The following is a 25,978-nucleotide window of genomic DNA, read 5'->3' on the forward strand; positions in this document are numbered from 1 at the left end:
CGCACCGGCGCCGATGCCGCCGATCACGGCGCCCGCATAGAGCAAAGTGAGCGAGTCGGCATAGGAGTTCAGCACCCAGGCCAGCGAGATCATGACGCCGCCGAACATGATCACGATACGCGGACCGTATTTGTCGACGAACCAGGCCTCGACCGGCACCAGCCAGGTTTCGGTGACAACGAAGATCGTGAAGGCCAATTGGATGGCCGTGCGGCCCCAGTGATACTTGGCGTCGATCGGATCGACGAACAGCGTCCAGCCGTATTGAAGATTGGCAATCATCGCCATGCAGACGATGCCCATCGCGAGCTGGATCCACCGGAAGCCGCTCGACTGCGGCGGGGTGGGCGGTGACGCCTCTGTGCTGGAAACCATGAATCCTCCCAAACCGCGCTCTCTCGGAGGTTGCCGCTGCAATCAGCGTGCTCCTCGTCTGCGCATCACGGGCATCCTGGTATAATATATTCCAGTCCGCAATATGGCCTGCGACACGGGGTGCGACATGCTGCTGTGCAGCAAGATGCGCCTGGGCCACCAACCAAAAGAAAACGCTCGGCAAAATGCCGAGCGTCGCTTGCGTGGAATCGTTCTATTTTATTTTTCGCTGCGCTGCGAAGGGGTACGCCGTCAGAGCATCGACTTCTCGACGACTACCTTGCGCCAGGGCTTGAGCACGGCGATCGACAGGATCGAAGCGAGGATGTTGGCGCCGGCCGCGATCATGAAGACCTGGTCCCAATTGCCGGAGGATTGCTGCATGTAGTTGGCGATCGGCACCAGCAGCGCGGCCGTGCCCTTGGCGGTGTAGAGCAGGCCGGCATTGGTGGTCGCGAACTTCGTGCCGAACGTGTCGGTGCAGGTCGAGGGGAAGAGCGAGTAGATCTCACCCCAGGCGAAGAACACAAAGCCGGAGAGGATCACGAACCACACCGGATCGTGGCCCAGCATGTAAAGCGCCCAGATGCCGATGCCTTCCATGCCGAAGGCGATGAACATCGTGTTCTCGCGACCGATGTTGTCGGAGATCCAGCCGAAGAATGGACGCGTCAGGCCGTTGAGCACGCGGTCGATGGTGGCGGCGAAGGTCACGGCGGTCATGGTCATGCCGATCAGGGTCACCGGGATGTTGTCGACTTTCCAGTCGCCGGCGATCGGCTTGAGGTTGGCGGTGACCATCAGGCCGCCGGCGCCGACGATCACGAACATGAAGTACATCAGCCAGAAGATCGGCTGACGGATCACTTCCGTCGGGTTGTAGTTACGGCGGCTCTGCACGAGATTGGTGTTCTGGGTGACCGCGGGCACCTGGCCTTCCTTCGGCGCGAACAGGAAGAAGGCGAGGATGACGATGATGATGCCCTGGCCCAGGCCGAAATACAGGAAGGTGGTCTGGAAGCCGGAGTCGCGGATCATGGCCTGGATCGGTGCGACGGTCAGCGCCGAGCCGGCACCGAAGCCGGCCGCGGTGATGCCGGCCGCAAGACCGCGCTTGTCGGGAAACCACTTCAGCGCGTTGCCGACGCAGGTGCCGTAGACGCCGCCGGCGCCGATGCCGGCGATGATCATGCCGAGATAGTAGCCGTTGAGCGAGGTGGCGTAGGAATTGATCATCCAGCCGATGGCGCAGAGCACGCCGCCGACGAGCACGACGATGCGCGGGCCGTATTTGTCGACGAACCAGCCCTCGACCGGCACGAGCCAGGTCTCGAACAGAACGAACAGCGTGAAGGCCCACTGGATCGAGGCGCGGTCCCAGCCGAAGGTCTTTGCAATATCGGGAACGAAGAAGGTCCAGCCATACTGGTAGTTGGCGATCATCACCATCGCCAGAACGCCGACCGCCAGCTGCGTCCAGCGATAGGCGTCACTTACTCTTGCCGATGCGGGCGCCCCCGCGTGAGCCAAGTCCGTCATGTTTCCTCCAGGCTGTCTATTTTGACCTAACAGCTATGCGGAGTTTGGTATATGATATGCCAATAGACAAGCGGATTCGTCCGAGCCGCTGTAGGCTGGTACGCCAGCAATCAGGAAAAAGCCCGTAGAAGCAAGGCAAATCGCTGCAGCGACATTACGACGCAGCAGCGGAGAATTGTAGCTCAACTATCGGAGTAATGGCGTGCGCGGCAGGCGAGTTTAAGCCGTAACCGTCCGCAACCGGTTGTAGCCTTCCTGGATCACCGACCAGAACAGCGCGATCAGGCCCAGTGCCATGATGGTGCCGACGAGGCCGTTGGAGAAGAACACGGCGAGCGATCCCTGGGATCCCAGCAGCGATTGCCGGAACGCCTCCTCGGCCTTGTCGCCGAGCACGATGGCGAGCACCAGCGGCGCCAGCGGGTAGCCGCACTTCTTGAACAGGTAGCCGAGCACGCCGAACACCAGCATCAGCACGACGTCGAACGTGCTGCTGTGCACCGAATAGGCTCCGATGGCGCAGAGCACGAGGATGAGGGGGGCAATGATGCTGAAGGGAATGCGCAGGATCGCCGCGAAGACCGGCACGCAGGTCAGCACGACAAGCAGGCCTGCGAGATTGCCGAGATACATCGAGGCGATCAGGCCCCAGACGAACTCCTTCTGCTCGACGAACAGCATCGGGCCGGGCTGCAGGCCCCAGATCAGCAACCCACCGAGCAGCACCGCTGCGGTCGGCGAGCCGGGGACGCCGAGCGAGAGCATCGGCAGCAAGGCTGCGGTGCCCGCGGCGTGGGCCGCGGTTTCCGGCGCCACCACGCCCTCGATCTCGCCATGGCCGAATTTCTTGCCGCGCTTGGAGAGGCGCTTGGCAATGCCGTAGCTCATGAACGAGGCCGGCGTGGCGCCGGCCGGCGTGATGCCCATCCAGCAGCCGATCAGGCAGGAGCGCAGCGAGGTCAGCCAATAGGCCGGCATCTCTTTCCACGTGTGCAGCACGACCCGCAGATTGATCTTCGCGTTGCCGCCGCGGAAGCTCAGGCCTTCCTCCATCGTCAACAGAATCTCGCCGATGCCGAACAGGCCGATGACCGCGATCAGGAAGTCGAAGCCGTTGAGCAGCTCGGTGATCCCGAAGGTGAGCCGGAGCTGGCCGGTGATGGAATCGAGGCCGACGGCGGCGAGCGCGAAGCCGATCATCATCGCCGCGATGGTCTTGAACGGCGGCTCCTTGCTTAAGCCCACGAAGCTGCAGAAGGCGAGGAAGTAGACAGCGAATTTCTCGGCCGGACCGAATTGCAGCGCGAAGCTCGCCACCAGCGGCGCAACCAGCGTGATCATCACGACCGCGAACAGCGCGCCCACGAAAGACGAGGTGAACGCCGCGGTGAGCGCCTCGCCGGCCTTGCCTTGCTGCGCCATCGGATAGCCGTCGAACGTCGTCGCGACCGACCACGGCTCGCCTGGGATGTTGAAGAGAATGGAGGTAATGGCGCCGCCGAACAGGGCGCCCCAATAGATGCAGGACAGCATGATGATCGCCGAGGTCGGCGGCATGCTGAAGGTCAGCGGCAGCAGGATCGCGACGCCGTTGGCGCCGCCGAGACCCGGCAGCACGCCGATGATCACCCCGAGCACGATGCCGAGGATCATCACCATGATGTTGAAGGGTTGGAGCGCGACGGCGAAGCCGTGAAACAGATTGGCGAGTTCTTCCATGCCGGCTTGGTCCTGCAACCCCTTAGCGAACGAAGTTTCTTGTTAGAGTCCGAGCCATTCCTCGACCGGCCCCTTCGGCAAGGGGACCATGAACCAGCGCTCGAAGATCAGATAGGTCACGACTGGCATCCCGATCGCGACTGCCGCGACCGTGAGCCAGCCATACTTGCCGAGCCACCGCATGAACCAGGCGATGAAGATCATGGAGGCGAGATAGAGCCCGGTGAAGGGCAGGGCGCCGACATAGATCGCGGTCGGCACCACCACGCTCATCACTTGCCGCAGCTGCGTCCATTCGGCGAACAGCCCGCCATCATCCTCGCGCAGCGCATTGCGAAAATTCATCGCGCTCGCCGCGACGATGAACAGGCCGACATAGAACGGGAAGAAGCCGGCGCGTGGCCCTTCCGCGCCCCAGTTGATCCCCGCCTTCACGCTGCCGGCGATCACGATGATCCCGAACAGCGCGATCGCGAGCGTGACGCCGAGCTCGACCGTCTTGTGGCTCGGCCCGGCCGATCGTCCCTGACTGCTCATGCGCGCCGCTCAGTTCGAGGCCAGGAAGCCGGCTTCCTTCATCAGCGTCTCGTGCCGCTTCTCCTCGGTCTCGACCCATTTGGCGTAGTCGGCACCGGTCATGAAGGTGGTGTTGAAGGCGCCGGTCTTCATGAACTCCTGCCAGTCCGGCGTCTCCCGCACCTTCTTGAACAGCTCGACGTAGTACTCGACCTGGTCCTTGGCGGCGCGCGGCGCCATGAAGATGCCGCGCAGCATCAGGTACTCGATGTCGAGGCCCTGCGACTTGCAGGTCGGAATGTCCTTCCACGCCTTGCCCTCGGTGATCGGCTCGTCATAGCCCATCGGCTTGGCGTCGAACACGCAGAGCGGCCGCACCTTGCCGCCGCGCCATTGCGCCACCGCCTCGATCGGATTGTTGACCGTGGAATCGACGTGGTTGCCGACGAGCTGCACCGCGACCTCGCCGCCGCCCTTGTAGGGGATGTAGGTGAACTTCGCGCCGGTCGCCTTCTCCATGGCGACCGTGATGATCTGGTCTTCCTGCTTGGAGCCGGTGCCGCCCATCTTCAGGGTGCCGCCGGCCTGCTTGACCGCCTCGATGTAGTCCTTGGCCGTCGCATAGGGCTTGTCGGCATTGACCCACAGGACGAACTCGTCGAGCGCCAGCATCGCGACCGGCGTGAGATCCTTCCAGCTGAACGGGATGCCGGTGGCGAGCGGCGTCGTGAACAGGTTCGACAGCGTGATGATGATCTTGTGCGGGTTGCCTGCGGAGGCCTTGACGTCGAGGAAGCCTTCGCCGCCGGCGCCGCCGGACTTGTTGATCACGACCAGCGGCTGCTTCATCAGGTTGTGCTTGGTGACGATGCCCTGGATCGTCCGCGCCATCTGGTCGGCGCCGCCGCCGGTTCCGGCGGGAACGATGAACTCGACCGGCCGGACCGGCTCCCATCCCGCCACGGCCGGGATGGCGCCCACGGCCAAGGTCAGGCCGGCCGCAAAGGCTACGCGCACGAAACGCTTCATCGACGATTTCTCCCCTTCATTCCCGGATCGTGACGGCTTCTTCCGGCCGACTGCTTCGATCAATCCCCTGACGCTGTGTTGGTGTCTGGTCGTTGTCGTCCTTTGGTTGCGGCGGCACACGTCTCCCACTGCTTCATGCAGCCGGGAGTTGTGTCGCCGGTCGCGCCAGCAGGCCGCAAGGCGGGCCCGCTGCAATCGACCGATTTGATTTTGGTATGAAGAGGCGGCGAACCGCAATTGAGGAGATCGGCCGGAATGGTTGCGGGGCGAATTTGTCGCAGCCTGCGCTGGTCGGCCTGTGCTCAAAAAGCAAAAGCCCCGGGTGGGCCGGGGCTCTTCATCGGAGTTCGATGATCTTGCTGGCCTGCCCGCACGAGGCGGGCGGTGACCTCAGAGGCCGAAATAGGGCAGGTCGCCATTACGGTTGGCGGCGCGGGCGCTGACCATCAGCACGCGGTCGAGAGCGGCCAGGAAACGGCCGAACAGGGACACGGGCTGAACGAGGGGGAGGGCGACGGTCTTGGCCATGGTTTGTCTCCTTCAGTGGGGCGTTATGACGTTCTGACTGAGGAGAATTTACGTATACCAGATGCCAGATACAACGATCGATATTGCATAGCGGCACGAGCATTTTGCAATGCAGCAGGAATGTTACAATTTGGATTCCTTATCGAAAACGGCATTCTTATATCGAAAGGGCCCTCTAACCGGAGCTGGGGAGCAAGATTAAGGTATCATAGTATACTTATTTCGCTCGCTCCGCCCCTTGCGCGGCGGATCAAGTGCGACAGAGTCCCGGATGGCGAGGCGAGAAGAGCAACACAGCGGGGAGCTGCGTATGAAGGAACTTGCTGGAAAGACGGCCTTCGTGACCGGGGCGGCATCGGGCATCGGCTTGGGAATTGCGACGGCTCTTGCCCAGGCTGGCGTGAAGGTCATGCTCTGCGACATTGAAGAGAAGGCTCTGTCGGCTGCGCTCGAGCAGCTGAGGCTCACCAACGCCGATGTCGATGGCGTGCGAGCGGACGTCTCGTTCAAGGCTGAGCTTGCGGCCGCCGCGGAAGCGACCTCCGCCCGCTACGGCAAGGTGCACATCCTGGTCAACAACGCGGGCGTCGGCGGCGGCGGGCCATATGGCACCTGGACCGACGCATCGTGGAATTGGACTCTCGGCGTCAACCTGATGGCGACGATCTGGGGCATCGAGATCTTCGGCCCGATGATCGAGCAGCATGGCGAAGGCGGCCACATCGTCTCGACCGCCTCGCTCGCCGGCCTGATCTCAAGCGGGAGCACCGCTTACAATGTCTCGAAGTATGGCGTCGTCGCTTTGTCGGAAGGCCTGCGGCGCGAGCTCGCGCCGCGCGGCATCGGCGTCTCGGTGCTGTGTCCCGGCTTCATCCGCACGCAGATCATGGACTCCCGTCGCAACGTGCCGAAGCGCTTCGAGGAGCCGGCCCGTCCGCAGCCGACGTCCGGCCCGCTTGCCGAGCACATCAACATGATCCGGGAGCGTGTGTCGCACGGCATCGATCCGCTCTATGTCGGCGAGCTCGTCCGCGAAGGTGTCGAGAACGACTGGCCCTATATCTTCACCGACCTCGAATTCGAGCCGATGATCGAGGCGCGCTTCGCCGCCATCAAGCAGGGCTTCGACCACATCCGCGGACGCATCCCGAAACGCTGAGCGCCCGGTGCTCCGGGAGCCGGTCGTGACGTGTCGCGGCCGCCAAGCGGTTGGCGCGCCGCTGCGACGAACCGTCGAGCGTAAGGGATCAGGAATTGAAGATCGTGTTGCGCGTGGGGTCATCGTGACAGGCCCGCAGCGTGTGCCGCTCCCAATTCGCGGGTGCAATGCGATGTAACAATCCTCCCGAGGCGATGGAACTGTGCTGCACGGGTCGCAGTTGGTCGGCAATGAAGCGGGGTGGCATTGCCGGATATTGCTCGTTGAGTTCATCGCGCTGTATCTCTCGTGGTCGAATGCCCCATTGGCAGATTTGAGGGCGAAGGTAGGGCTATGCGCGCCTTGATCCTGGCATTGTCCATCCTGGCGATCGTCGCCAGTGCTGGTGTCGCGAACGCTGGCCTGAGCAGTTCGCCTCGTGCAGCGACCGAACCCGCCGAGTCCGCGACCGCCGCTGAGGACACCAGCCAGCAGACCGAGAATCAGATCGGCCTGACCAAGGCCAAGCGCCGCGCCGTTCAACGGGGGCTGACCCGACTCGGATTCGACACGAAGGCCAATGGGACGTTCGACGACCAGACGCGCGCTGCGATCACGCGTTGGCAGGAGGAGCGCGGCTACCCCGCGACCGGCTTCCTCAACGCCGCCCAGCACAAGGTGCTGCTGATGGCCGCAGCCGCGGAGGCTGCAAAATCCGACCGCCAGGCCCGCCATCGCGGTGGCGGCCGGACGCGGCATTCGCGAAACGCCGGAGGTCCCATCGGCGCGATCGGCGGCGCGATGCACCGCGTGGTGGGTGGAATCTTCGGCAGGTAAGTCGTCGAACCGCGAAGAGTTGCAAGACGCCCCGGGCAACCTAGACGACCGTTTCCAACCTCCTTGGTACATTGGTCATGTCAACCCCGCTGTCATCGTCCGCGGAAAGCGGACGATCCAGTACGCTGTGACACCTCGGCTCAATATTTTGTGCCGCGGAGTACTGGATGCTTCGCCTTCGCGGAGCATGACCGCGGTGAGGACGGCTGATTTTCAATCCGAAGTTTTGTGCACTGTCACTGTGGACTGGACACTGATCGCGCAGATCATCGATGCCGAACTCGAGGAGGGGGATCACACGCCGGTGGAATATCTCGCCTGAAAAACGCTCGGTGGACTCGGCGTCGATGCCTCGCGATACGCCAAGCTTGATGGGGTATTATCGAAGCATCCAGAAATCGCCAACTGGTCCAGCCGGTTCTCTTTTGGGCGGCCCCAGCACGTCGCCCAGACCTGGGTTGCCCGACTGCGCGATCGTGCAGACTCTGGTCTGCAAGGTCTCGGTTTTCTTGTGACCAGCCTTGAGCATACCCGCGACATCAGGCGGAATTCTGCAATCTGTCGAATGAGCTTCGACATATTCGATCATTTTGAGTTCGGCCTGAGAGAAACTGCGAATGAGTTCACAGGCGTCTTCCGGCGTTGCGCGGCGCTCGGCGGCGGCCTTGATCAGCCGGCCGCGCCGCTCTGCCTCTACGCGCAAGGGAAAAAATCCGTTGCAGACATCCGAAGCGCCTTCAGCAACCGCCGGCGCGCTGTCGACCTGCGGAGGGGCGGCGCTCTGCCCGGGCAGCGGCGCTGGAAATGCGCCCTGCGCGAAGGCGTGACCAACGGTCGGGGTCATCGCGGCTACGACCAGGCGTAAAATCAGGTGTCGTGCCGTCCGTGTGATCACGATCCGCGCTCCCTCTGCATTCACCCCGAAAGCTCCAGCCATTTGGCGTGATCCCGTTCGGTTTGTAAAGGCGCTGAGCAGACGACAGCTTTCCATCACACGGGGAGGTCTCAGGAGGCCAGCCCGTAGTAGCGCCGATAGAAAGCAAGATGCTGCTGTGGCGTAAAGCCGTCAAAATCACTTGCGCGCTTGCAATCGTCCAGTGTGGCAAGAAGCTCCTGCGCTTCAGGGGCGCTGCTCGAACGGAGAAAATCTTCCGTGGCCTCGAGCCCAGCTCCGCAGACAAGTTGAATGTCGATATAACACCCGGCGTCGAAAGACGACATCTTGGCCTCGTAGATTAGCAAGGCGTCACTTGCGATTCCGGCCGAGAACAGCTGGATGCACATGAGCTTTAACGGCTCATTGCTGTCGCGGTTGGTGTCGGCAGTCGCAGCTTCGATCAGTCGGCGGATTTCGGGCAGATCGTCCGCGGCCGGCGTGAGACCGTAGCGCGCGAGCAGGTCGTTTTCGTCCATGATGACGCAATATCCAGCAGGGCTATGCTACGGTCAATTGCCGATCGCCCGGCCGTCGGCCAGGCGGGATCCGAAATCGGCAATCTCGCGCCTTGATCGATCGAGCCGAGTTCCAGCCCTTCGTCATTCCGGGGCGGCCGCACAGCGGCTGAGCCCGGAATCCATGACCACGACTGGCCATGAGGCGCTCCTCCGGCGCGGCCGTTCGTGCCACGAACTCGGACAATGCGTATGGATTCCGGGCTCGCCCTGCGGGCGCCCCGGAATGACGAGCGGGGAGAAGTATGTGGTGTCCTCGCGGGCGGTTGTGGCTGTTGGAGACGCACACCATCCGTTTCATCATGTCCGATCCCGCGCGGCATCGCCGTCCTTTGAACGGACCAAGGTCTCTGCAGCGGTCCAGCGGTCGGAAACAAGTCCGGACGCATCAGAATGAAAAAGCCGCCGGTTGATGCCGGCGGCTTGATGGTGATGGAGGCAGGTACAGCGGCGATTGCGCTGCGCCCGTCGTCTCTGGCGCCAGATCCCGCCTTACTCCGCAGCTTCCTTGCGCGGCGGATCGAGCGCGCCGGAGTCGTGGATCTCGGCGACCTGGTGGTCGCTGAAGCCGAGGACCTGGCGGAGGATCTCGTCGGTGTGCTCGCCGAGCAGGGGCGAGCGGGTGACGTCGGCCGGGCTGTCCGACAGCTTGATCGGGTTGCCGACCGAGAGATATTTGCCGCGGGTCGGGTGGTCGACCTCGACCAGCGTGCCGGTCTTGCGCAGCGATTCGTCCTCGGCGATCTCCTTCATCGAGAGAATGGGGCCGCAGGGGATGTCGAACTCGTTGAGGATGTCCATGGCCTCGAACTTGGTCTTGGTCATGGTCCACTGCTCGATACGGCCGAAGATCTCGTTCAGGCGCGGCAGGCGGGCGGCGGGCTTGGCGTAGTTCGGATCGGTCTTCCACGAGGGCTCGCCAATGACGTCGCAGATCTTCTCCCAGACCGGGGCCTGGGTGATGAAGTAGATGTAGGCGTTCGGGTCGGTCTCCCAGCCCTTGCACTTCAGAATGCGGCCCGGCTGGCCACCGCCCGAGTCGTTGCCGGCGCGCGGCACGGCGTCGCCGAACGGCACGCCCTCGCCGAACTGGCTGTATTCCTTCAGCGGGCCGTGATCGAGCCGCTGCTGGTCGCGCAGCTTGACGCGGCAGAGGTTGAGCACGCCGTCCTGCATCGCAGCCGTGACGCGCTGGCCACGGCCGGTGTGGGTGCGCTGATAGAGCGCGGTGACGATGCCGAGCGCCAAATGAAGACCGGTGCCGGAGTCGCCGATCTGCGCGCCGGTGACCAGCGGCAGGCCGTCACGGAAGCCGGTGGTCGAGGCGGCGCCGCCGGTGCACTGCGCGACGTTCTCGTAGACCTTGCAGTCCTCGTAGGGGCCCGGGCCAAAGCCCTTGATCGAGGCGACGATCATCTTCGGGTTGATCGCCTGGATCTTCTCCCAGGGGAAGCCCATGCGATCGAGCACGCCGGGGCCGAAATTCTCGACCAGCACGTCGCACTTCTTGATCAGTTCGGTGAGGACTTCCTTGCCCTTCGGGTTCTTGGTGTCGAGCGTGATCGACCGCTTGTTGTGGTTCAGCATTGTGAAATAGAGGCTGTCCACGTTCGGAATGTCCTGCAGCTGGCCGCGGGTGATGTCACCCACGCCCGGACGCTCGACCTTGATCACGTCGGCGCCGAACCAGGCCAGCAGCTGCGTGCAGGTCGGTCCGGACTGGACGTGGGTGAAGTCGAGAATGCGAACGCCCTCGAGCGCCTTGGTCATGTGTCTCTCTCCGTACGAATGGTCATCCCGCATCGGCGGGCAGTTGATGTCTCAGTCCACCCCCGTCTTTCCGGGGCAGCCCGACAGGGCTGAACCCGGAATCTCGAGATTCCGGGTTCGATGCTCCGCATCGCCCCGGAATGACGAGAGGGATGGCTCTCGGTCGTGGCACAGTCCGATCAGCCCTACTTCTTCTTGGTCAGCACGCTCTGCGGATTGAGGTTGCCGATACGGCCGCTCTCCGATCCCGCCGCGGGATCAATCACGGCATTGATCAGGGTCGGCTTGCCGGAATCCATCGCCTCGTTGACGGCGCGCTTCAACTCGTCGGGGCTCGTCGCGTTGACGCCGACGCCGCCGAAGGCCTCCATCATCTTGTCGTAGCGCGCGCCCTTGACGAACACGGTGGTCGCCGGATCCGACCCAGCGGAGTTCTGGTCGGTGCCGCGATAGATGCCGTCATTGTTGAAGATGACGACGCAGATCGGCAGATTGTAGCGGCAGATGGTCTCGACTTCCATGCCGGAGAAGCCGAAGGCCGAGTCGCCCTCGATCGCCAGCACCGGCTTGCCGGTCTCGACGGCCGCGGCGATCGCCGAGCCCATGCCGATGCCCATCACGCCCCAGGTGCCGACGTCGAGCCGCTTGCGCGGCTGGTACATGTCGATCACGCCGCGGGCGAGGTCGAGCGTGTTGGCGCCTTCGTTGACGAGGATCGCGTCGGGACGCTCCTTGATGATGGTGCGGAGCACGCCGAGCGCGCCGTGATAGTCCATCGGCGAGTTGTTGTTCATCAGCCGGGGCGCCATCTTGGCGACGTTGTCCTCGCGCTTCTTCTGCACCGCGCTCAGCCACTCGACCGGCGCCTTCGGCCAGCTGCTGCCCATCGCATCGCTGAACGCCGTGACGACCGAGCCGATGTCGCCGACCACGGGGGCCGCGATCTCGACGTTGGAGTCCATCTCCTTCGGCTCGATGTCGACCTGGATGAACCTCTTCGGCGCATCACCCCAGCTCTTGCCCTTGCCGTGCGACAGCAGCCAGTTGAGGCGGGCGCCGATCAGCATGACGACGTCGGAATCCTTCAGCACCGTCGAGCGCGCCGCGCCCGCGCACTGCGGATGCAGATCGGGCAGCAGGCCCTTTGCCATGCTCATCGGCAGGAACGGCACGCCGCTCTTCTCGACGAAAGTCTTGATCGCTTCATCAGCCTGCGCATAGGCCGCGCCCTTGCCGAGGATGATCAGCGGACGTTTCGCGTTCTTCAACAGATCGAGCGCGCGCTTGACGGAGTCGGGGGAGGGGATCTGCGCCGGAGCCGGATCGATCACCTTGACCAGCGAGGCGTGGCCTGCCTGCGCATTCATCACCTGGCCGAACAGCTTGGCCGGCAGATCGAGATAGACGCCGCCGGGACGGCCCGACACGGCGGCGCGGATGGCGCGGGCGAAGCCGATGCCGATGTCCTGGGCGTGCAGCACGCGGAACGCCGCCTTGCACAGCGGCTTGGCGATCGCGAGCTGATCCATCTCTTCATAGTCGCCCTGCTGCAGGTCGACGATCTCGCGCTCGGACGAACCCGAGACCAGGATCATCGGAAAGCAGTTGGTCGTGGCATGCGCCAGCGCCGTGAGGCCGTTGAGGAAACCCGGCGCCGACACCGTGAGGCAGACGCCCGGCTTCTTGGTCAGGAAGCCGGCGATCGCCGCGGCATAGCCGGCGTTCTGCTCGTGGCGGAAGGAGAGCACGCGAATGCCTTCAGCCTGCGCCATGCGGCCGAGGTCGGTGATCGGAATCCCCGGAACGTTGTAGATCGTGTCGATCCCGTTCAGCTTCATCGCGTCGATGACGAGATGAAAGCCGTCCGTCAGCTCCTCGTGGGTATCCGCCTCGGTCTTCATGGCTGTCTGCGGCATGCGCCTCTCCCTGGTCGTCTGAAGGCGCATTCCGCGTCTTCTTCTGTTTGAACGGTTAGCTGAATAACTCTTGGCCGTGGGTCTCGACGTAGGTTGCGAGGCCCAGCGTGTGATCACGGGCGCGCTTCTCGGCGAGCTCGGTGTTGCGCTCCTCCAGCGCCTCGATGATCGCGAGATGCTCGGGCAGGGACGCCGCGATACGGTCGGTGCGGCCGATCGTGAGCTGGCGATAGCCGCGCACATGGAGCAGAATGTCGTTGGTCATGTCGACCAGCACCGGAGACTCCGAGAGCGAGATCAGCGCCTGATGAAACGCGATGTTCGCCTTCGAATATTCCTCGATGTGCTCCTGCGGCGGGCGGTCCTTGCCGAAATCCTTGAAGTAGTCGCGCAGCGCCGTGATGTCCTTCTTGCGCGCGATCGTGGTGATGAGCCGCGCCGCCATGCTCTCCAGCGCAGCCCAGGCGCGGATCATGTCGACGATCTCGCTCTTTGTCCGGCGCACCACGACGATGCCACGGCGCGGCACCGTCTTCACGAAGCCGTCCTGCTCGAGCATCGCAATCGCTTCGCGGATCGGCGTGCGGCTGACACCGAGGCGTTCGGAAAGAGCGCGCTCGTCGAGCATGACCGGCTCGGGCGAGGCGTAGATGTCCATCTTCAGAATGGCTTCTTTCAAGGCCTCATAGGCCTTATTCTTGAAGCTCGTCTCCGGGGCGATGCGAGCGATCGCGATGTCAGCCTCGGCCATGATGGGCAATGCCTTGTTCGTTTTCTCTGTCGACACGACCGATCTCCTCTCCTTGGGAGATCACTGTGTACAGCATTTTGGGTCCAATATTTTTGGCATGCCAGATGCCAGACTGTCAAGGTGAGCGATTTTTCCGCGTTTCCACATCTTCGATGCGCTTGACAAAGTTTGCTTCTGGCATACCAAATGCCATAAACCAGCAGCAATCCCCAGGAGGAAGCCCCAATGTCTGACGCCATCCCGAACGCCAAGGCGACGATCCGAGACGTGCTCGATCGTGTGAAGGCGGATAAACGCACCAGCCTGACTGCGCCCGAAGGCAAGATCGTCTGCGACGCCTACGGGATTCCGGTGCCGAAAGAGGGATTGGCGAAGTCGGCCGCCGAGGCTGCGAAGCTCGCCGGCGACATGGGTTTCCCGGTGGTGATGAAGATCGTCTCGCCGGACATCCTGCACAAGACGGAAGCGGGCGGCGTCATCGTCGGCGTCAAGACGGCTGACGATGCGCAGAAGGCGTACGAGACCATTCTCGCGAATGCGAAGAAGTACAAGGCCGACGCCAAGATCGAAGGCATCCAGGTGCAGCAGATGCTGACCGGCGGTACCGAGGTGATCGTCGGCTCCATCACCGACGGCTCGTTCGGCAAGCTGGTGGCCTTCGGCCTCGGCGGCGTCCTGGTCGAGGTGCTGAAGGATGTGACATTCCGTCTCGCCCCTGCGACGAGGGACGATGCTCTGTCGATGCTCGACGGCATCCAGGCGCACGAAATGTTGAAGGGCGTGCGCGGCGGCGACGCCGTCAGCCGCGAGGCGCTGGCCGACGTCATCGTCAAGGTCTCGAAGCTGGTCAGCGATTTCCCCGAGATCGTCGAGCTCGACCTCAACCCGGTGTTCGCCACGAAGAATGGCGCGATCGCGGCCGACGTCCGCATCGTCGTCGATTTCGACTACAAGCCCCGTCCGGCGCCGCGCTCGAACGAGGAAATCGTCACCGCGATGAACCGCATCATGAAGCCCCAGGCGGTCGCCGTGATCGGCGCCTCCGCCGAGGACGGCAAGATCGGCAACTCGGTGATGAAGAACCTGATCAACGGCGGCTACAAGGGCCAGATCTATCCGATCCACCCGAAGGCCTCCGAGATCCTCGGCTACAAGGCCTATAAGAGCGTCAAGGACGTGCCGGGCGTGATCGACACGGCGGTGTTCGCGATCCCCGCCAAGTTCGTCGCGGGCGCGCTGACCGAATGCGGCGAGAAGCAGATCCCCGGTGCGGTGCTGATCCCGTCGGGCTTTGCGGAGGCCAACGAGCCGGAGCTGCAGGCCGAGATCGTCGAGATCGGCAAGAAGTACAACGTCCGCCTGATGGGGCCGAACATCTACGGCTTCTACTACACGCCGGCCAATCTCTGCGCGACCTTCTGCACGGCCTATGACGTGAAGGGCCACGCGGCGCTGTCGTCGCAGTCGGGCGGCATCGGCATGGCCATCATCGGCTTCTCGCGCTCGGCCAAGATGGGCGTGTCGGCGATCGTCGGCCTCGGCAACAAGTCGGATATCGACGAGGACGATCTGCTTGCCTTCTTCGAGCAGGACCCGAACACGAACCTGATCGCGCAGCACTGCGAGGACCTCAAGGACGGCCGCGCCTTTGCGGAAGCCGCCAAGCGCGTCTCCAAGAAGAAGCCGGTCATCGTGCTCAAGGCCGGCCGCACGTCTGCTGGCGCGAAGGCCGCCTCGTCGCACACCGGCGCGCTCGCCGGCAACGACAAGATCTATGAGGACGTGCTGAAGCAGTCCGGCGTCATCCGCGCCCGCTCGCTGCGCCAGTTGCTCGAATTCGCCCGCGGCGTGCCGGTGCTGCCGACGCCGAAGGGCGAGAACGTCCTCATCATCACCGGTGCCGGCGGTTCGGGCGTGCTCTTGTCCGACGCCGTCGTCGACAACGGCCTGTCGCTGATGACGATGCCGCCGGATCTCGATGCCGCGTTCCGCAAGTTCATCCCGCCGTTCGGTGCCGCCGGCAACCCGGTCGACATCACCGGCGGCGAGCCGCCGATCACTTACGTGAACACGGTCAAGCTCGGCCTGTCGGACGAGCGCATCCACGCGCTGATCCTCGGCTACTGGCACACGATCGTGACCCCGCCGATGGTGTTCGCGCGCAACATGGTCGAGGTGAAGAAGGAGATGGAGGCCAAGGGCTTCGTGAAGCCGATGGTCGCCTCGCTCGCCGGCGACGTCGAGGTCGAGGAAGCCGCCGAATATCTCTACCAGAACGGCATCCCGGCCTACGCCTATTCGACCGAGCTGCCGGTCGAGGTGCTCGGCGCCAAGTACAAGTGGGCGCGCGGCGCGGGCCTGCTCTAAGTCATAGTGACGCGAATGCCGCTCCGGCTCTCGCCGGGGCGGCACTTTCTTGTGTACCGTGACGAAGCAAGATCCGTCCGTCCTGCAACGACGCCGCCTGTCATGGCCGCGCAGAGAGGCGCCACGTGATCCGTCGCAAGACGATCGAGCCACGCCCGGATGCCGCGGCCGAGCCCCGCGACGGCGGCGTGCAATCCGTCGGCCGCGCGCTGCAGATCCTGGAAATTCTCGCCGAGGACGACGAAGGCTATCGCCTCAGCGATCTCGCGGTCCGTGCCGGGCTCTCCACATCCACCGTGCATCGCCTGCTGACGACGCTCGAGAAGCGCCGCTTCGTCCAGTTCGACCGCATGGAATCGAGATGGCACGTCGGCGCGCAGAGCTTTGCCGTCGGCGCCACCTTCACCCGGCGGCGCAACTTCGTCGCGCTCGCGATTCCCTATCTGCGGCGGCTCCGCGACCAGTCGCGCGAGACCGCGAACCTCGCCGTCGTCGACGACGAATCCTTGATGGTGCTGCTGCGGCTCGACAGCCGCGAGATCATGCGCTCGCTCACAAAAGTCGGCGGCCGCCTGTCGATGGTCGCCTCCGGCATGGGCAAGGCGGTGCTCGCGACCTATTCGGACGACGACGTCAACGGCATCATCCACCGACAGGGCATGCCGCGCCTGACCGAGAAATCCATCATCCGCGCCAGCGACCTGTTCCGCGAACTCGAGACCATCCGCCGCCAGGGCTACGCCGTCGACGACGAGGAGGCGAGGTTGGGCCTGCGCTGCATCGCCGCCGTCGTCCACGATTCCTGCCGCGAGCCCCTGGCCGCAATCTCGATCTCGGGCCTGGCGAGCCGGCTGACGGAGGAGCGGGTGCCGGTGGTCGGGGGTATGGTGCGGGACATCGCGGCGGAGCTGACGGCGGCGCTCGGCGGGCCCAAGCCGGCCGTTGAGCTTGCGGAGTGATGTAGCAAGAGCCACCAGATGCGCGCGAGATCGACGCAGTTTCGGGTGGCCGACAAGTGGAAACCGCCGCTCCCGGTATGGCCGGTCTACGCGTCGCAATGAAGGTCCGAGCGAGACCCGCGTCAGGTCAGTCGGTAAAATCGATGGTGAAGCGGATCGGGCTGATTGGCTTGGTGACGAAATGGACTGTCTTGCCGGCTAAGGCCGCCAGCGAGCCCGATGCGAACTTGATGATGCCTTTTCCGGAGGTCTCGTTGCCGACCGGCTTGCCGTCCCGCATCACCGGCGATGCGGTCCCTTCGGTCGCCTGCGTCACCGCGCGTCCGCCGGGGATGCGGTGGACGCCGCCGCCGATCAAGAACGTTCCTTTGGCACCATCCCACTCGACCGTGTTCGAGGCCGTGTACACGGCGCCCTTCAGCACGCCGTCCGTGCCGAGGCAGGAGTATTCGACGGTCAGCAGGTTGTGATCGGGACGATCGCCGACCGGCTCGGGAAAGGGGAAGCCGATCACCGCGCATTCATAATGCGCGATCATGTCGGCGCGCGCCGCGGACGCTGTGGCGCTCGCGGCGAGAATGGAACAGGCCAGGATCAAGATGGTGTTGCGCATGGACGCCTCCTCTGCAGGCGCACGTCCGGAGCGGTCGCCGAACGCGCTCTGGTGCTCGAAAACTAAGACCGGCTTCCGAAGTGTCGCGTTGATCTCCATCAACCTGAGGGAGAATTCTGCAGGTTGATCCTTGTGATCGTCTTGCGCCTGCGGGCGACCGAGCTTGCCACCTTCGCTGCCCAAGCCGTAATCAAGCCCGCCGACCTATTTGGGCTTGCCGTCGCCGGGATCGCGCGCAACGATCGTGTCTGATCCCGAACACGTCCAGCGAGTTGTGCCATGTCCAAACTCACCCGCTTCTCGGTTGCCCCTCTGCACAGCATGACCCGCCGCCTCGCCGACGTCGCTTCCGGCCGCGTCGCGCCAGATCTCGTCATCACCGGGGCGCGGGTACTCTCGACCTATTCGGAGCGCATCCTGCCGAACCGCGAGCTGTGGATCACAGGCGGACGCGTGGCCGCGGTGAAGCTGGCGGGCGCGCACAAGGCGCTACCCGGTGGCTTCGCGATCCATGACGCCGCCGGCGGCATCATCGCGCCGGGGCTGGTCGATCCGCACATCCACATCGAATCCTCGATGGTGACGGCCTGCGCCTATGCCGAGGCCGCGCTGCTCAACGGCACCACCACGATCTTCTGCGACAGCCACGAGATCGGCAACGTGATGGACACAGCCGGCGTCGAGGCGATGTTGGAGGATGCGCGGCAGGCGCCGCTGTCGATCTTCCTCACCGTGCCCTCGACGGTGCCGGCCACATCGGCCGCGCTGGAGACCGCGGGCGGCGATCTCACGCCGGACAAGATCGCCGGCCTGTTCGACCGCTGGCCGGAGGCGGTGGCGCTCGGCGAGAAGATGGATTTCGTGCCGGTCTGCATGGGCGACGAACGCAGCCACGCCATTCTCGCAGCCGCGCTGCAGCGTGGGCGGCCGGTGTCGGGCCATGTCTATGGCCGCGAGTTCGTCGCCGCCTATGCCGCGAGCGGCGTCACCGACACGCATGAGGCGATCGACCGCGACATTGCCGACGACCTGCTCGATGCCGGCGTCTGGATCTTTCTGCGCGGTGGTCCGCCGACGACGCCGTGGCACAGCCTGCCGCAGGCGATCCGCACCATCACCGAGCTCGGCGCCTCACACAAGCGCACCGCTGTCTGCACCGACGATCGGGATGCCGACGATCTGATGTTGTTCGGGCTGGACTGGGTGGTGCGCGAGGCGGTGAAAGCGGGCATGTCGCCGGAGCAGGCGTGGTCGATGGGTTCGCTGCACGGCGCGACGCGCTTCGCGATGGACGGCGAGATCGGCGGCCTTGGCGGCGGTCGCCGCGCCGACCTGGTGCTGCTCGACGACGGCTTGAAGCCGCAATCGACCTGGTATGGCGGCGAGCTCGTGGTCGACAAGGGGAAGATCACCGCGCTTCTCGATCAGGCGCTGTCGCAGCGTTATCAGTATCCGAAGCCGGCCTACGCCACGGTGAAGCTGCCGGCGCAGATGACCTTGACGCCGGAACTGCCCACCAAAGCCTGCACCGTCAATGCGATCAAGACCGCGCTGCCGGGCATCACGCTGCTCCACGAGAAGGTCGCGATCGAGCCGGCCAACGACTGGCAGACGCTGCTCGCGCGTCACGGCCTCTGCTTCGTCGCCGTCATCGAGCGTCACGGCAAGTCGGCTGGCAATGTCGCGCATGGCCTGTTGAAGGATTTTGGCCTCAAGCGCGGGGCTGTCGCCTCCAGCGTCGGCCATGACAGCCACAACATCATCGTTGCCGGCACCAACGAGGCAGACATGCAAGTCGCCGTCGCCGCGATCGGCGCGGAGCAGGGCGGTGTCTGCGTCGTCGCTGATGGCAAGGTGCGTGCGATGGTTCCGCTGCCGATTGCGGGACTGCTGTCGGACAAGCGCGTCACCGAGGTCGCGGACGAGGTGAAGCTCCTGAAGACAGAATGGGCCGAGGCCGGCTGCACCATTCCCTACATGGGCTTCAATTTGATTCCTCTATCGGTCATTCCGGAAATTCGTATCACGGACAAGGGCCTGGTGCTGGTGCCGCAGATGGAGCTCGCGCCGCTGTTCGAATAGCATGTTGTTAGGACGTGTCAGCCGTTCTCTGTCCTAACTAACTGAAGCGCCCGACCTTTTGCCGAGCGTGCCGCATCGTGGGAAAAATCGACGACTGAATTGAGATCGCAGCCCACAGCAGCAATCCTTGCGCATCAACCAGAGGGAGGCGCGAGATGGCGAAGATGCGGGCGATCGATGCTGCGGTGCGAATCTTGGAGAAGGAAGGCGTCACCTGCGCCTTTGGCGTTCCCGGTGCGGCGATCAATCCGCTCTATTCGGCACTGCAACGGCGCGGCTCGATCCGCCACATTCTTGCCCGCCATGTCGAGGGCGCCTCGCACATGGCCGAGGGCTACACCCGCGCCAAGGCCGGCAATATCGGCGTGTGCATCGGCACATCAGGCCCGGCCGGCACCGACATGATCACCGGCCTCTATTCGGCGATCGCGGACTCCATTCCGATCCTCTGCATCACCGGCCAGGCGCCGCGCGCCCGGCTCTACAAGGAGGATTTCCAGGCCGTCGACATCGAGCAGATCGCCAAGCCCGTGACCAAATGGGCGGTGACGGTGCGCGAGCCCGGCCTCGTGCCGCGCGTGTTCAGCCAGGCCTTCCACATCATGCGCTCGGGCCGACCGGGTCCCGTGCTGATCGACCTGCCGCTCGATGTGCAGCTCGCCGAGATCGAGTTCGACGACGAGACCTACGCGCCGCTGCCGGTCTACAAGCCCGCGGCCACACGCAAGCAGGTCGAGAAGGCGCTGGAGATGCTCAATGCCGCCGAGCGCCCGCTGATCGTCGCGGGCGGCGGCATCATCAACGCCGATGCCAGCGACCTCCTCGTCACCTTTGCCGAGATCGTCAACGTGCCGGTCGTGCCGACCCTGATGGGGTGGGGCGCCATACCCGACGATCACGTGCTGATGGCCGGCATGGTCGGCCTGCAGACCAGCCATCGCTATGGTAACGCCAACTTCCTGGAGTCCGATTTCGTGCTCGGCATCGGCAACCGCTGGGCCAACCGCCACACCGGCTCGCTCGAGACCTACACCAAGGGCCGCAGCTTCGTGCATGTCGACATCGAGCCGACCCAGATCGGCCGCGTCTTCAATCCCGAGCTCGGCATCGTCTCCGACGCCAAGGCCGCGCTGGAGCTGTTCATCACCGTCGCGCGCGAATGGCGCAAGGCGGGCCGCTTGCGCGAGCGTCAGGCATGGCCTGCCGCCTGCCAAGATCGCAAGCGCACGATGCGCCGGCGCAGCGATTTCGACCAGGTGCCGATCAAGCCGCAGCGTGTCTATCACGAGATGAACAAGGCGTTCGGCCGCGACACCTGCTATGTCAGCGTCATCGGCCTGTCGCAGATCGGCGGCGCCCAGTTCCTCAGCGTCAACCATCCGCGCCACTGGATCAATGCGGGGCAGGCGGGCCCGCTCGGCTGGACCCTGCCGGCCGCGCTCGGCGTCCGCGCCGCCGATCCCAGGCGCGAGATCGTCGCGCTGTCCGGCGACTACGACTTCCAGTTCCTGATCGAGGAGCTCGCGGTCGGCGCCCAGTTCAATCTGCCCTACATCCACGTCGTCGTGAACAACGCCTATCTCGGCCTGATCCGGCAGGCGCAGCGCGGCTTCTCGATGGACTATCAGGTGCAGCTGTCGTTCGAGAACATCAATGCGCCGGAGGTCGGCGGCTATGGCGTCGACCACGTCGCGGTTGCGCAGGGCCTCGGCTGCAAGGCGATCCGCGTCACCGATCCGCGGCAGGCGCAGGCGGCGTTCGCGACCGCGCGCGAGTGGATGGCGGAATATCAGGTACCTGTCGTGGTCGAGTTCGTGCTGGAGCGCGTCACCAACATCGCGATGGGCACGGAGATCGACAATGTCGTCGAGTTCGAGGAGGTGCTCGATCTGCCGGTGGACGAGACGCCGGCCGAGCCGGCGCGCACGCTGCAGCCGGCCTGACCGCCGTCATCGCTCTCAATCGGGGACCATGCCATGCCGCGCTTTGCCGCCAATCTGACGATGCTGTTCAACGAGCTGCCGTTCCTGGAGCGCTTCGCCGCCGCCAAGGCGGCCGGCTTCAGCGGTGTCGAGTATCTGTTTCCCTATGATTTCGACAAGGCCGAGCTGCGCGAGCAGCTCGCGCGCCACGGACTGACCCAGGTGCTGCACAATCTGCCGGCCGGCAACTGGGCCGCCGGCGAGCGCGGCATCGCCATCCTGCCGGACCGCGTCGATGACTTCCGCGACGGCGTCCGTCGCGCGATCGAATATGCCCGCGCGCTCGACTGCCGCCAGCTCAACTGTCTCGTCGGCATCGCGCCCGACGATTCCGACCCGCGCGAGCTTAACCAGGTGCTGGTGCGCAACCTGCGCTTCGCCGCGACCGCGCTGAAGGCGCAGGGGATCAAGCTGCTGATCGAGCCGATCAACACGCTCGACATTCCCGGCTTCTTCTTGAGCCGCACCGCCCAGGCGGTGCAGCTGATCTCGGACGTCGAGTCGGACAATCTGTTCGTTCAGTACGACATCTACCACATGCAGAGCATGGAAGGCGACCTCGCGCGCACGATGCAGAAGCACCTCGCCCGCATCGCTCACATCCAGCTCGCCGACAATCCCGGCCGCCACGAGCCCGGCACCGGCGAGATCAACTACGCCTTCCTGTTCCGCCACCTCGATGCGATCGGCTATGCTGGCTGGATCGGCTGCGAGTACAAGCCGCGGGCAGCGACGGTGGATGGACTGGGCTGGATGACGGACCGCGAGGTCGTTGCGGCGAACTGAGGTCGGCGTGCTCGAACGTCGTCAGTGTAATAGCCCCGGGCGCGATGCGCTCCCTCTCCCCGTTCTTCACGGGGAGAGGGTCGGGGTGAGGGGCAGCCACACGGGAAGTGCAGCTTCCTTGCTACATTTTCTTGTTCGGCTAACGACAGCGATAGTTGTCTTGCGAAGCGAACGGGTAGTGCCGGTCCGATGGACCGTGCTCTGAGCTTCGTCCCTGCCATGCCCCTCACCCGGATTGCTACGCAATCCGATCTCTCCCCGCAAAGGGCGGGGAGAGGTTGCTCCGTCCGCGCCGAGAAAGGTTGCCTGAAGGACGTCGTCTAGAACTCATCTTTCGAATTTGTCTGGCGGCGAGAGTTGCGGCAAGCTTCGCACTTACTCCGACGGCGAGGCGGGCGCGCGTTCGAGCGCGGTGTCGTGGCCGATCGCAAGAACGATGCCCATCGCGATGATGCCGAGTCCGGCGAGCAGCAACAGGCCTGCGGTATAGCTGCCGGTATGATCCCTCAGCCAGCCCATCGCGAACGGACCGGCAAACCCCGCGAGATTTCCGATCGAGTTGATGACTGCGATTCCCGCGGCGGCTGCGGCACCTGACAGGAAAGCGGTCGGCAAGGTCCAGAACACGGGCAGGCAGGCGAAGATGCCGAATCCTGCAATGCAGAACGCGAGCATCTTCAGGGTCGGATCGGCAAACAGCACGGCCAGGACGAGGCCGGCGGACGCAATGAACAGCGGGATCGCCGCATGATAGGTGCGCTCCGCCTCCTGATCCGAGCGCCGGCCCCACCAGACCATGCCGATCACGCCGACCAGATAGGGCGCCGCGGAGACGACCGTCGTCAGGAAGGTGTTGAGCCCGAACGCCTTGACGATCTGCGGCAGGAAGAAGCTCAGGCCGTAGTTTGTCGCGACCGCGCCGAAATAGATCAGGCTGAGCGCGATGACGCGGCGATCGAACAGCACTTCGGAGACCGTGTATGAGCGCACCGCCTCGCGCTGCCGGCGCTCCACCACGAGGCGGCGCGTGAGCCAGTCCTGTTCGTCCCGCGCCAGCCAGCCGGCGTCTTCGGGGCGGTCCGTCAGGTAGAAGAACACGACGACCGCGAGGATGATGGCGGGGATCGCTTCGATGAGAAACAGCCATTGCCAGCCGGTCAGGCCGAGGCCGCCGTGCAGGTACAGCAGCAGGCCGGAGATCGGCGCGCCGATCACGGTCGACAGCGGGATCGCGGCCATGAAATAGCCGATGATCCGCGCGCGGTACTCCGCCGGAAACCAGAGCGTCAGATAGAAGATGATTCCGGGAAAAAAGCCGGCCTCCGCGATGCCGAGCAAGACACGCAGCAGATAGAAGCTGTATTCATTGCCGAGCCCGGTCACCCGGGAGATCCAGGGAAGGCAGGCCATCAGCCCGGAAAGGACACCCCAGCTCAGCATGATCCGCGCAATCCATGTGCGCGCGCCGAGACGCTCCAGCAGCAGGTTGGACGGCACTTCGAAGATGAAATAGGCGATGAAGAAGATGCCCGCGCCGAAGCCGAACGCCGTCTGTGACAGGCCGAGGTCCGCGTTCATGGTGAGTGCGGCGAAGCCGACGTTCACCCGGTCGAGATAGGCGACGAAATAGCAGACGACCAGAAACGGAACGAGGCGCGCGGTGACTTTGGCAATGGTTCTGGCTTCGAGGTCTTGCAGCATCTGAGGTGTCCGATATCCACGCCACAACTCGACATTCGGACGTGTGTTCCTCTGGTGAGCCTGCGGATCGCGAACAGTGCTTCGCAACATCGACGTACCGCCCGAAGAGCTGCCAAGAAATCCCGCCGCGATGTCGGGCTGGCCGAGCGAGCCTCGTCCTCGGAAGCGGACAAGAGAGGTCAAAGCGAGTCATGATCACAGTGTACGGAGAGGGCAGGGGCTTCCGGGTTGTCTGGCTGCTGGAGGAGATGGAACTGCCATACCGGCTCAGGGACGTGGATCTCCTCGCCGGGGTCGCCAACGACGCTGAGTTCCTCGCGATCAATCCCGCCGGCTTCATCCCCGCGGTGCAGGACGGCGATGTCACGATAGTCGAGTCAATCGCCATCATGGAGTACATCCTGGCGCGGTACGGGCCGGCGGCGCTGGCGCCGGCAGCTCAGGATGCGAGATTTCCGGCCTATCAGCAGTTTCTTCACCTGGGCGAGGCCGGCCTCGCCGCTTCGCTTTATTTCGTATCGGGAGCCCGGCAACTGGCGCCGCAGAGCGAGCGCGACAATTGGAGCGCGCGTCAGGCGATGAGCGTGTTCACGACCAGAATGACGCTGGTGACGCGACAACTGGAGCGCGGACCCTACATGGCCGGCGATGCATTCACCGCAGCGGACATCTCCGTCGGCTACGCGCTAGAAATGGCGCGAAAGAACGTCGGCGTCGCGCTCGACCATCCAGTGCAGGCCTACATGACCCGGCTACGAGCCCGTGCCGGCTATCAGCGGGCGCTGGAGACCTGCCACGCGACGCGGCGCTGGTGGGCGAGCTAGATGACGACACGCCGCATCACAAACTGCGATCCCCGCTACGCGCATGTCCGTATCCGCGGTCAGGGCTAGGCTCGCCCCGGTCGGACTCCATCCGAGGTCATTGATGTCACACGTTGCAACCGTGTTTGCTCAATCCTTCTTTCACGGCACTCGCGCCGATCTGAAGCCAGGTGATCTGATCGCCGTCGGCTATCCCTCCAACTTCACCGAGGCGCAGCCGCTGTCTTGGGTCTACTTCACGGCGACGCTGGATGCGGCGATCTGGGGCGCCGAGCTGGCCGCGGGCGACGCAGGGGAGCGCATCTACGTCGTCGAGCCTACCGGCCCGATTGTCGATGATCCGAACGTGACAGACAAGAAATTCCCCGGCAATCCGACGCGGTCGTTTCGATCGCGCGCGCCGCTGCGCATCCTTGCCGAGGTCGTCAGTTGGCGGGGACACTCGCCGGAGGTGCTGAGCCGGATGAGGGAAAGCATCGCGCGCGCAGGAGCTGACGGGCCGGGCATTATCGATTGACCTGCGAAGCAGGCGGGCGGATTGCCGGCTGCGATCAGAGGTCACGGCACGGTGCGGGCTTCGCTGGTCAACATGTGAGCCGCCGCCAGGCGTGCACGTCGGGCAAATCAAATGATGGTTGTTTCTCATCCGCTACCGGGTTCGGCCGCCTGCGGCGCTAAAACGGCGTCGGAGGCAAGTAGGAATTCGCTCGCCGGATCAATCCGGTATCACGTTCGCTGCGCAAGGAAAAGAAATCGATTTCCTTTTTCCAGAAATCATGCATGATGCGCGCATCCCGCCTCGATGAGAGGGACGTTGCGCGCGATCGTCACGACACGTGAGGCGGGGATGCGGTGGCCGTGGGATGTCGCAGCATGTGCTTGCACGTGCGGACGAACGACACATCACGGACGCGAAGTCGTGTGGTCCTGGCCTCCCGGTGCCGAGGTCAAGGCCGTGTCGAGGGCGTTTGCCCTCGCGCGGACGACGGGGTCAATCAGCCGGTCCCCGGGGAGAGCGCGAAGGAAGCGTTAAGACCGCCGCGCAGGGAATGCCGGTTGACCGGCTGAACCTGTGGTACCTGCCGCCTGCATTC

General features: G+C 64.2%; 23 protein-coding genes. 10 read left to right on the forward strand and 13 right to left on the reverse strand.

From position 1 onward, the window contains the following. The 6 genes from BRAO375_RS09495 to BRAO375_RS37920 all read right to left on the reverse strand — a co-directional run. The coding region (locus BRAO375_RS09495; RefSeq protein ID WP_139031349.1) for an MFS transporter at positions 1 to 375 on the reverse strand (375 nt) is incomplete at its 3' end. Positions 376 to 627: 252 nt separating this feature from the next. Beyond that, a complete protein-coding gene (gene oxlT, locus BRAO375_RS09500) occupies positions 628 to 1,914 on the reverse strand; it encodes an oxalate/formate MFS antiporter (protein WP_009027254.1) in 1,287 nt (428 codons plus the stop codon). Between the two features lie 219 nt (positions 1,915 to 2,133). Next, the gene (locus BRAO375_RS09505; RefSeq protein ID WP_009027255.1) at positions 2,134 to 3,633 is read right to left on the reverse strand and encodes a tripartite tricarboxylate transporter permease; all 1,500 of its coding nucleotides are present in this window, start codon (positions 3,631 to 3,633) and stop codon (positions 2,134 to 2,136) included. A gap of 42 nt (positions 3,634 to 3,675) precedes the next feature. Beyond that, positions 3,676 to 4,170: a tripartite tricarboxylate transporter TctB family protein gene (locus tag BRAO375_RS09510; protein ID WP_009027256.1), complete on the reverse strand. Its 495-nt coding sequence runs from the start codon at positions 4,168 to 4,170 to the stop codon at positions 3,676 to 3,678. 9 nt (positions 4,171 to 4,179) lie between these two features. Beyond that, positions 4,180 to 5,178, reverse strand: a complete 999-nt coding sequence (locus BRAO375_RS09515; protein ID WP_009027257.1) for a Bug family tripartite tricarboxylate transporter substrate binding protein — start codon at positions 5,176 to 5,178, stop codon at positions 4,180 to 4,182. Positions 5,179 to 5,568: 390 nt separating this feature from the next. Then, positions 5,569 to 5,706, reverse strand: a complete 138-nt coding sequence (locus BRAO375_RS37920) for a hypothetical protein (RefSeq protein WP_175345309.1) — start codon at positions 5,704 to 5,706, stop codon at positions 5,569 to 5,571. 310 nt (positions 5,707 to 6,016) lie between these two features. Here BRAO375_RS37920 and BRAO375_RS09520 point away from each other — a divergent pair, with 310 nt between their 5' ends. Beyond that, the gene (locus BRAO375_RS09520; protein ID WP_009027258.1) at positions 6,017 to 6,865 is read left to right on the forward strand and encodes an SDR family NAD(P)-dependent oxidoreductase; all 849 of its coding nucleotides are present in this window, start codon (positions 6,017 to 6,019) and stop codon (positions 6,863 to 6,865) included. A gap of 333 nt (positions 6,866 to 7,198) precedes the next feature. Next, entirely contained in the window at positions 7,199 to 7,681 is a 483-nt protein-coding gene (locus tag BRAO375_RS09525; RefSeq protein ID WP_009027259.1) for a peptidoglycan-binding domain-containing protein, read from the forward strand. A gap of 379 nt (positions 7,682 to 8,060) precedes the next feature. Here the strand turns inward: BRAO375_RS09525 and BRAO375_RS36170 are convergent, their stop codons facing one another. The 5 genes from BRAO375_RS36170 to BRAO375_RS09550 form a co-directional block, all read right to left on the reverse strand. Next, on the reverse strand, positions 8,061 to 8,576 hold the full coding sequence (locus BRAO375_RS36170) for a hypothetical protein (RefSeq protein ID WP_009027261.1): 516 nt from the start codon (positions 8,574 to 8,576) through the stop codon (positions 8,061 to 8,063). 110 nt (positions 8,577 to 8,686) lie between these two features. After that, the gene (locus BRAO375_RS09535; RefSeq protein WP_009027262.1) at positions 8,687 to 9,094 is read right to left on the reverse strand and encodes a hypothetical protein; all 408 of its coding nucleotides are present in this window, start codon (positions 9,092 to 9,094) and stop codon (positions 8,687 to 8,689) included. A 531-nt stretch (positions 9,095 to 9,625) separates the two neighbouring features. Next, positions 9,626 to 10,903 carry a formyl-CoA transferase gene (gene frc, locus BRAO375_RS09540; protein WP_009027263.1) on the reverse strand — a complete coding sequence of 426 codons (1,278 nt, stop codon included), beginning with the start codon at positions 10,901 to 10,903 and terminating at the stop codon, positions 9,626 to 9,628. A gap of 185 nt (positions 10,904 to 11,088) precedes the next feature. Continuing rightward, a complete protein-coding gene (gene oxc / locus BRAO375_RS09545) occupies positions 11,089 to 12,819 on the reverse strand; it encodes an oxalyl-CoA decarboxylase (protein WP_009027264.1) in 1,731 nt (576 codons plus the stop codon). A gap of 55 nt (positions 12,820 to 12,874) precedes the next feature. Continuing rightward, a complete protein-coding gene (locus BRAO375_RS09550; protein ID WP_371259368.1) occupies positions 12,875 to 13,570 on the reverse strand; it encodes a GntR family transcriptional regulator in 696 nt (231 codons plus the stop codon). A gap of 225 nt (positions 13,571 to 13,795) precedes the next feature. Between BRAO375_RS09550 and BRAO375_RS09555 the strand changes: the two genes are divergently transcribed. Beyond that, positions 13,796 to 15,937 carry an acetate--CoA ligase family protein gene (locus BRAO375_RS09555; RefSeq protein WP_009027265.1) on the forward strand — a complete coding sequence of 714 codons (2,142 nt, stop codon included), beginning with the start codon at positions 13,796 to 13,798 and terminating at the stop codon, positions 15,935 to 15,937. Positions 15,938 to 16,062: 125 nt separating this feature from the next. Further along, positions 16,063 to 16,896 carry an IclR family transcriptional regulator gene (locus tag BRAO375_RS09560; protein ID WP_009027266.1) on the forward strand — a complete coding sequence of 278 codons (834 nt, stop codon included), beginning with the start codon at positions 16,063 to 16,065 and terminating at the stop codon, positions 16,894 to 16,896. 127 nt (positions 16,897 to 17,023) lie between these two features. Here the strand turns inward: BRAO375_RS09560 and BRAO375_RS09565 are convergent, their stop codons facing one another. Next, positions 17,024 to 17,509 (reverse strand): hypothetical protein, encoded by a 486-nt coding sequence (locus tag BRAO375_RS09565; RefSeq protein ID WP_009027267.1) that lies wholly within the window; start codon positions 17,507 to 17,509, stop codon positions 17,024 to 17,026. Positions 17,510 to 17,632: 123 nt separating this feature from the next. On the opposite strand from BRAO375_RS09565, the gene BRAO375_RS38835 reads away from it, so the two are divergent. From BRAO375_RS38835 to hyi, 4 genes are all read left to right on the forward strand, one after another. Continuing rightward, positions 17,633 to 17,761, forward strand: coding sequence for a hypothetical protein (locus BRAO375_RS38835; protein WP_283806062.1), 129 nt, complete (start codon positions 17,633 to 17,635; stop codon positions 17,759 to 17,761). Between the two features lie 27 nt (positions 17,762 to 17,788). Then, positions 17,789 to 19,591, forward strand: coding sequence for an adenine deaminase (locus tag BRAO375_RS09570; RefSeq protein ID WP_009027268.1), 1,803 nt, complete (start codon positions 17,789 to 17,791; stop codon positions 19,589 to 19,591). Positions 19,592 to 19,746: 155 nt separating this feature from the next. After that, positions 19,747 to 21,534 carry a glyoxylate carboligase gene (gene gcl / locus BRAO375_RS09575; protein WP_009027269.1) on the forward strand — a complete coding sequence of 596 codons (1,788 nt, stop codon included), beginning with the start codon at positions 19,747 to 19,749 and terminating at the stop codon, positions 21,532 to 21,534. A gap of 33 nt (positions 21,535 to 21,567) precedes the next feature. Beyond that, the gene (hyi, locus tag BRAO375_RS09580) at positions 21,568 to 22,359 is read left to right on the forward strand and encodes a hydroxypyruvate isomerase (protein WP_009027270.1); all 792 of its coding nucleotides are present in this window, start codon (positions 21,568 to 21,570) and stop codon (positions 22,357 to 22,359) included. Positions 22,360 to 22,734: 375 nt separating this feature from the next. Here hyi and BRAO375_RS09585 read toward each other — a convergent pair whose 3' ends face one another. After that, positions 22,735 to 24,060: an MFS transporter gene (locus BRAO375_RS09585; RefSeq protein WP_009027271.1), complete on the reverse strand. Its 1,326-nt coding sequence runs from the start codon at positions 24,058 to 24,060 to the stop codon at positions 22,735 to 22,737. A 191-nt stretch (positions 24,061 to 24,251) separates the two neighbouring features. On the opposite strand from BRAO375_RS09585, the gene BRAO375_RS09590 reads away from it, so the two are divergent. Both BRAO375_RS09590 and arr read left to right on the forward strand, forming a co-directional pair. Next, positions 24,252 to 24,884, forward strand: coding sequence for a glutathione S-transferase family protein (locus tag BRAO375_RS09590; protein WP_009027272.1), 633 nt, complete (start codon positions 24,252 to 24,254; stop codon positions 24,882 to 24,884). A gap of 103 nt (positions 24,885 to 24,987) precedes the next feature. Next, entirely contained in the window at positions 24,988 to 25,401 is a 414-nt protein-coding gene (arr, locus tag BRAO375_RS09595) for an NAD(+)--rifampin ADP-ribosyltransferase (protein ID WP_009027273.1), read from the forward strand. Positions 25,402 to 25,978: the final 577 nt, after the last annotated feature.

The sequence above is a fragment of the Bradyrhizobium sp. ORS 375 genome (assembly GCF_000239775.1).
In the GTDB taxonomy this organism is placed as follows: domain Bacteria; phylum Pseudomonadota; class Alphaproteobacteria; order Rhizobiales; family Xanthobacteraceae; genus Bradyrhizobium.

What these genes read in the sequence shown, in the direction of transcription:
- oxlT (WP_009027254.1), bottom strand. Translation starts at nt 1,914, where the DNA reads ATGACGGACTTGGCTCACGCGGGGGCGCCCGCATCGGCAAGAGTAAGT.
- BRAO375_RS09505 (WP_009027255.1), bottom strand. Translation starts at nt 3,633, where the DNA reads ATGGAAGAACTCGCCAATCTGTTTCACGGCTTCGCCGTCGCGCTCCAA.
- BRAO375_RS09510 (WP_009027256.1), bottom strand. Translation starts at nt 4,170, where the DNA reads ATGAGCAGTCAGGGACGATCGGCCGGGCCGAGCCACAAGACGGTCGAG.
- BRAO375_RS09515 (WP_009027257.1), bottom strand. Translation starts at nt 5,178, where the DNA reads ATGAAGCGTTTCGTGCGCGTAGCCTTTGCGGCCGGCCTGACCTTGGCC.
- BRAO375_RS37920 (WP_175345309.1), bottom strand. Translation starts at nt 5,706, where the DNA reads ATGGCCAAGACCGTCGCCCTCCCCCTCGTTCAGCCCGTGTCCCTGTTC.
- BRAO375_RS09520 (WP_009027258.1), top strand. Translation starts at nt 6,017, where the DNA reads ATGAAGGAACTTGCTGGAAAGACGGCCTTCGTGACCGGGGCGGCATCG.
- BRAO375_RS09525 (WP_009027259.1), top strand. Translation starts at nt 7,199, where the DNA reads ATGCGCGCCTTGATCCTGGCATTGTCCATCCTGGCGATCGTCGCCAGT.
- BRAO375_RS09535 (WP_009027262.1), bottom strand. Translation starts at nt 9,094, where the DNA reads ATGGACGAAAACGACCTGCTCGCGCGCTACGGTCTCACGCCGGCCGCG.
- frc (WP_009027263.1), bottom strand. Translation starts at nt 10,903, where the DNA reads ATGACCAAGGCGCTCGAGGGCGTTCGCATTCTCGACTTCACCCACGTC.
- oxc (WP_009027264.1), bottom strand. Translation starts at nt 12,819, where the DNA reads ATGCCGCAGACAGCCATGAAGACCGAGGCGGATACCCACGAGGAGCTG.
- BRAO375_RS09550 (WP_371259368.1), bottom strand. Translation starts at nt 13,570, where the DNA reads ATGGCCGAGGCTGACATCGCGATCGCTCGCATCGCCCCGGAGACGAGC.
- BRAO375_RS09555 (WP_009027265.1), top strand. Translation starts at nt 13,796, where the DNA reads ATGTCTGACGCCATCCCGAACGCCAAGGCGACGATCCGAGACGTGCTC.
- BRAO375_RS09565 (WP_009027267.1), bottom strand. Translation starts at nt 17,509, where the DNA reads ATGCGCAACACCATCTTGATCCTGGCCTGTTCCATTCTCGCCGCGAGC.
- BRAO375_RS09570 (WP_009027268.1), top strand. Translation starts at nt 17,789, where the DNA reads ATGTCCAAACTCACCCGCTTCTCGGTTGCCCCTCTGCACAGCATGACC.
- gcl (WP_009027269.1), top strand. Translation starts at nt 19,747, where the DNA reads ATGGCGAAGATGCGGGCGATCGATGCTGCGGTGCGAATCTTGGAGAAG.
- hyi (WP_009027270.1), top strand. Translation starts at nt 21,568, where the DNA reads ATGCCGCGCTTTGCCGCCAATCTGACGATGCTGTTCAACGAGCTGCCG.
- BRAO375_RS09585 (WP_009027271.1), bottom strand. Translation starts at nt 24,060, where the DNA reads ATGCTGCAAGACCTCGAAGCCAGAACCATTGCCAAAGTCACCGCGCGC.
- BRAO375_RS09590 (WP_009027272.1), top strand. Translation starts at nt 24,252, where the DNA reads ATGATCACAGTGTACGGAGAGGGCAGGGGCTTCCGGGTTGTCTGGCTG.
- arr (WP_009027273.1), top strand. Translation starts at nt 24,988, where the DNA reads ATGTCACACGTTGCAACCGTGTTTGCTCAATCCTTCTTTCACGGCACT.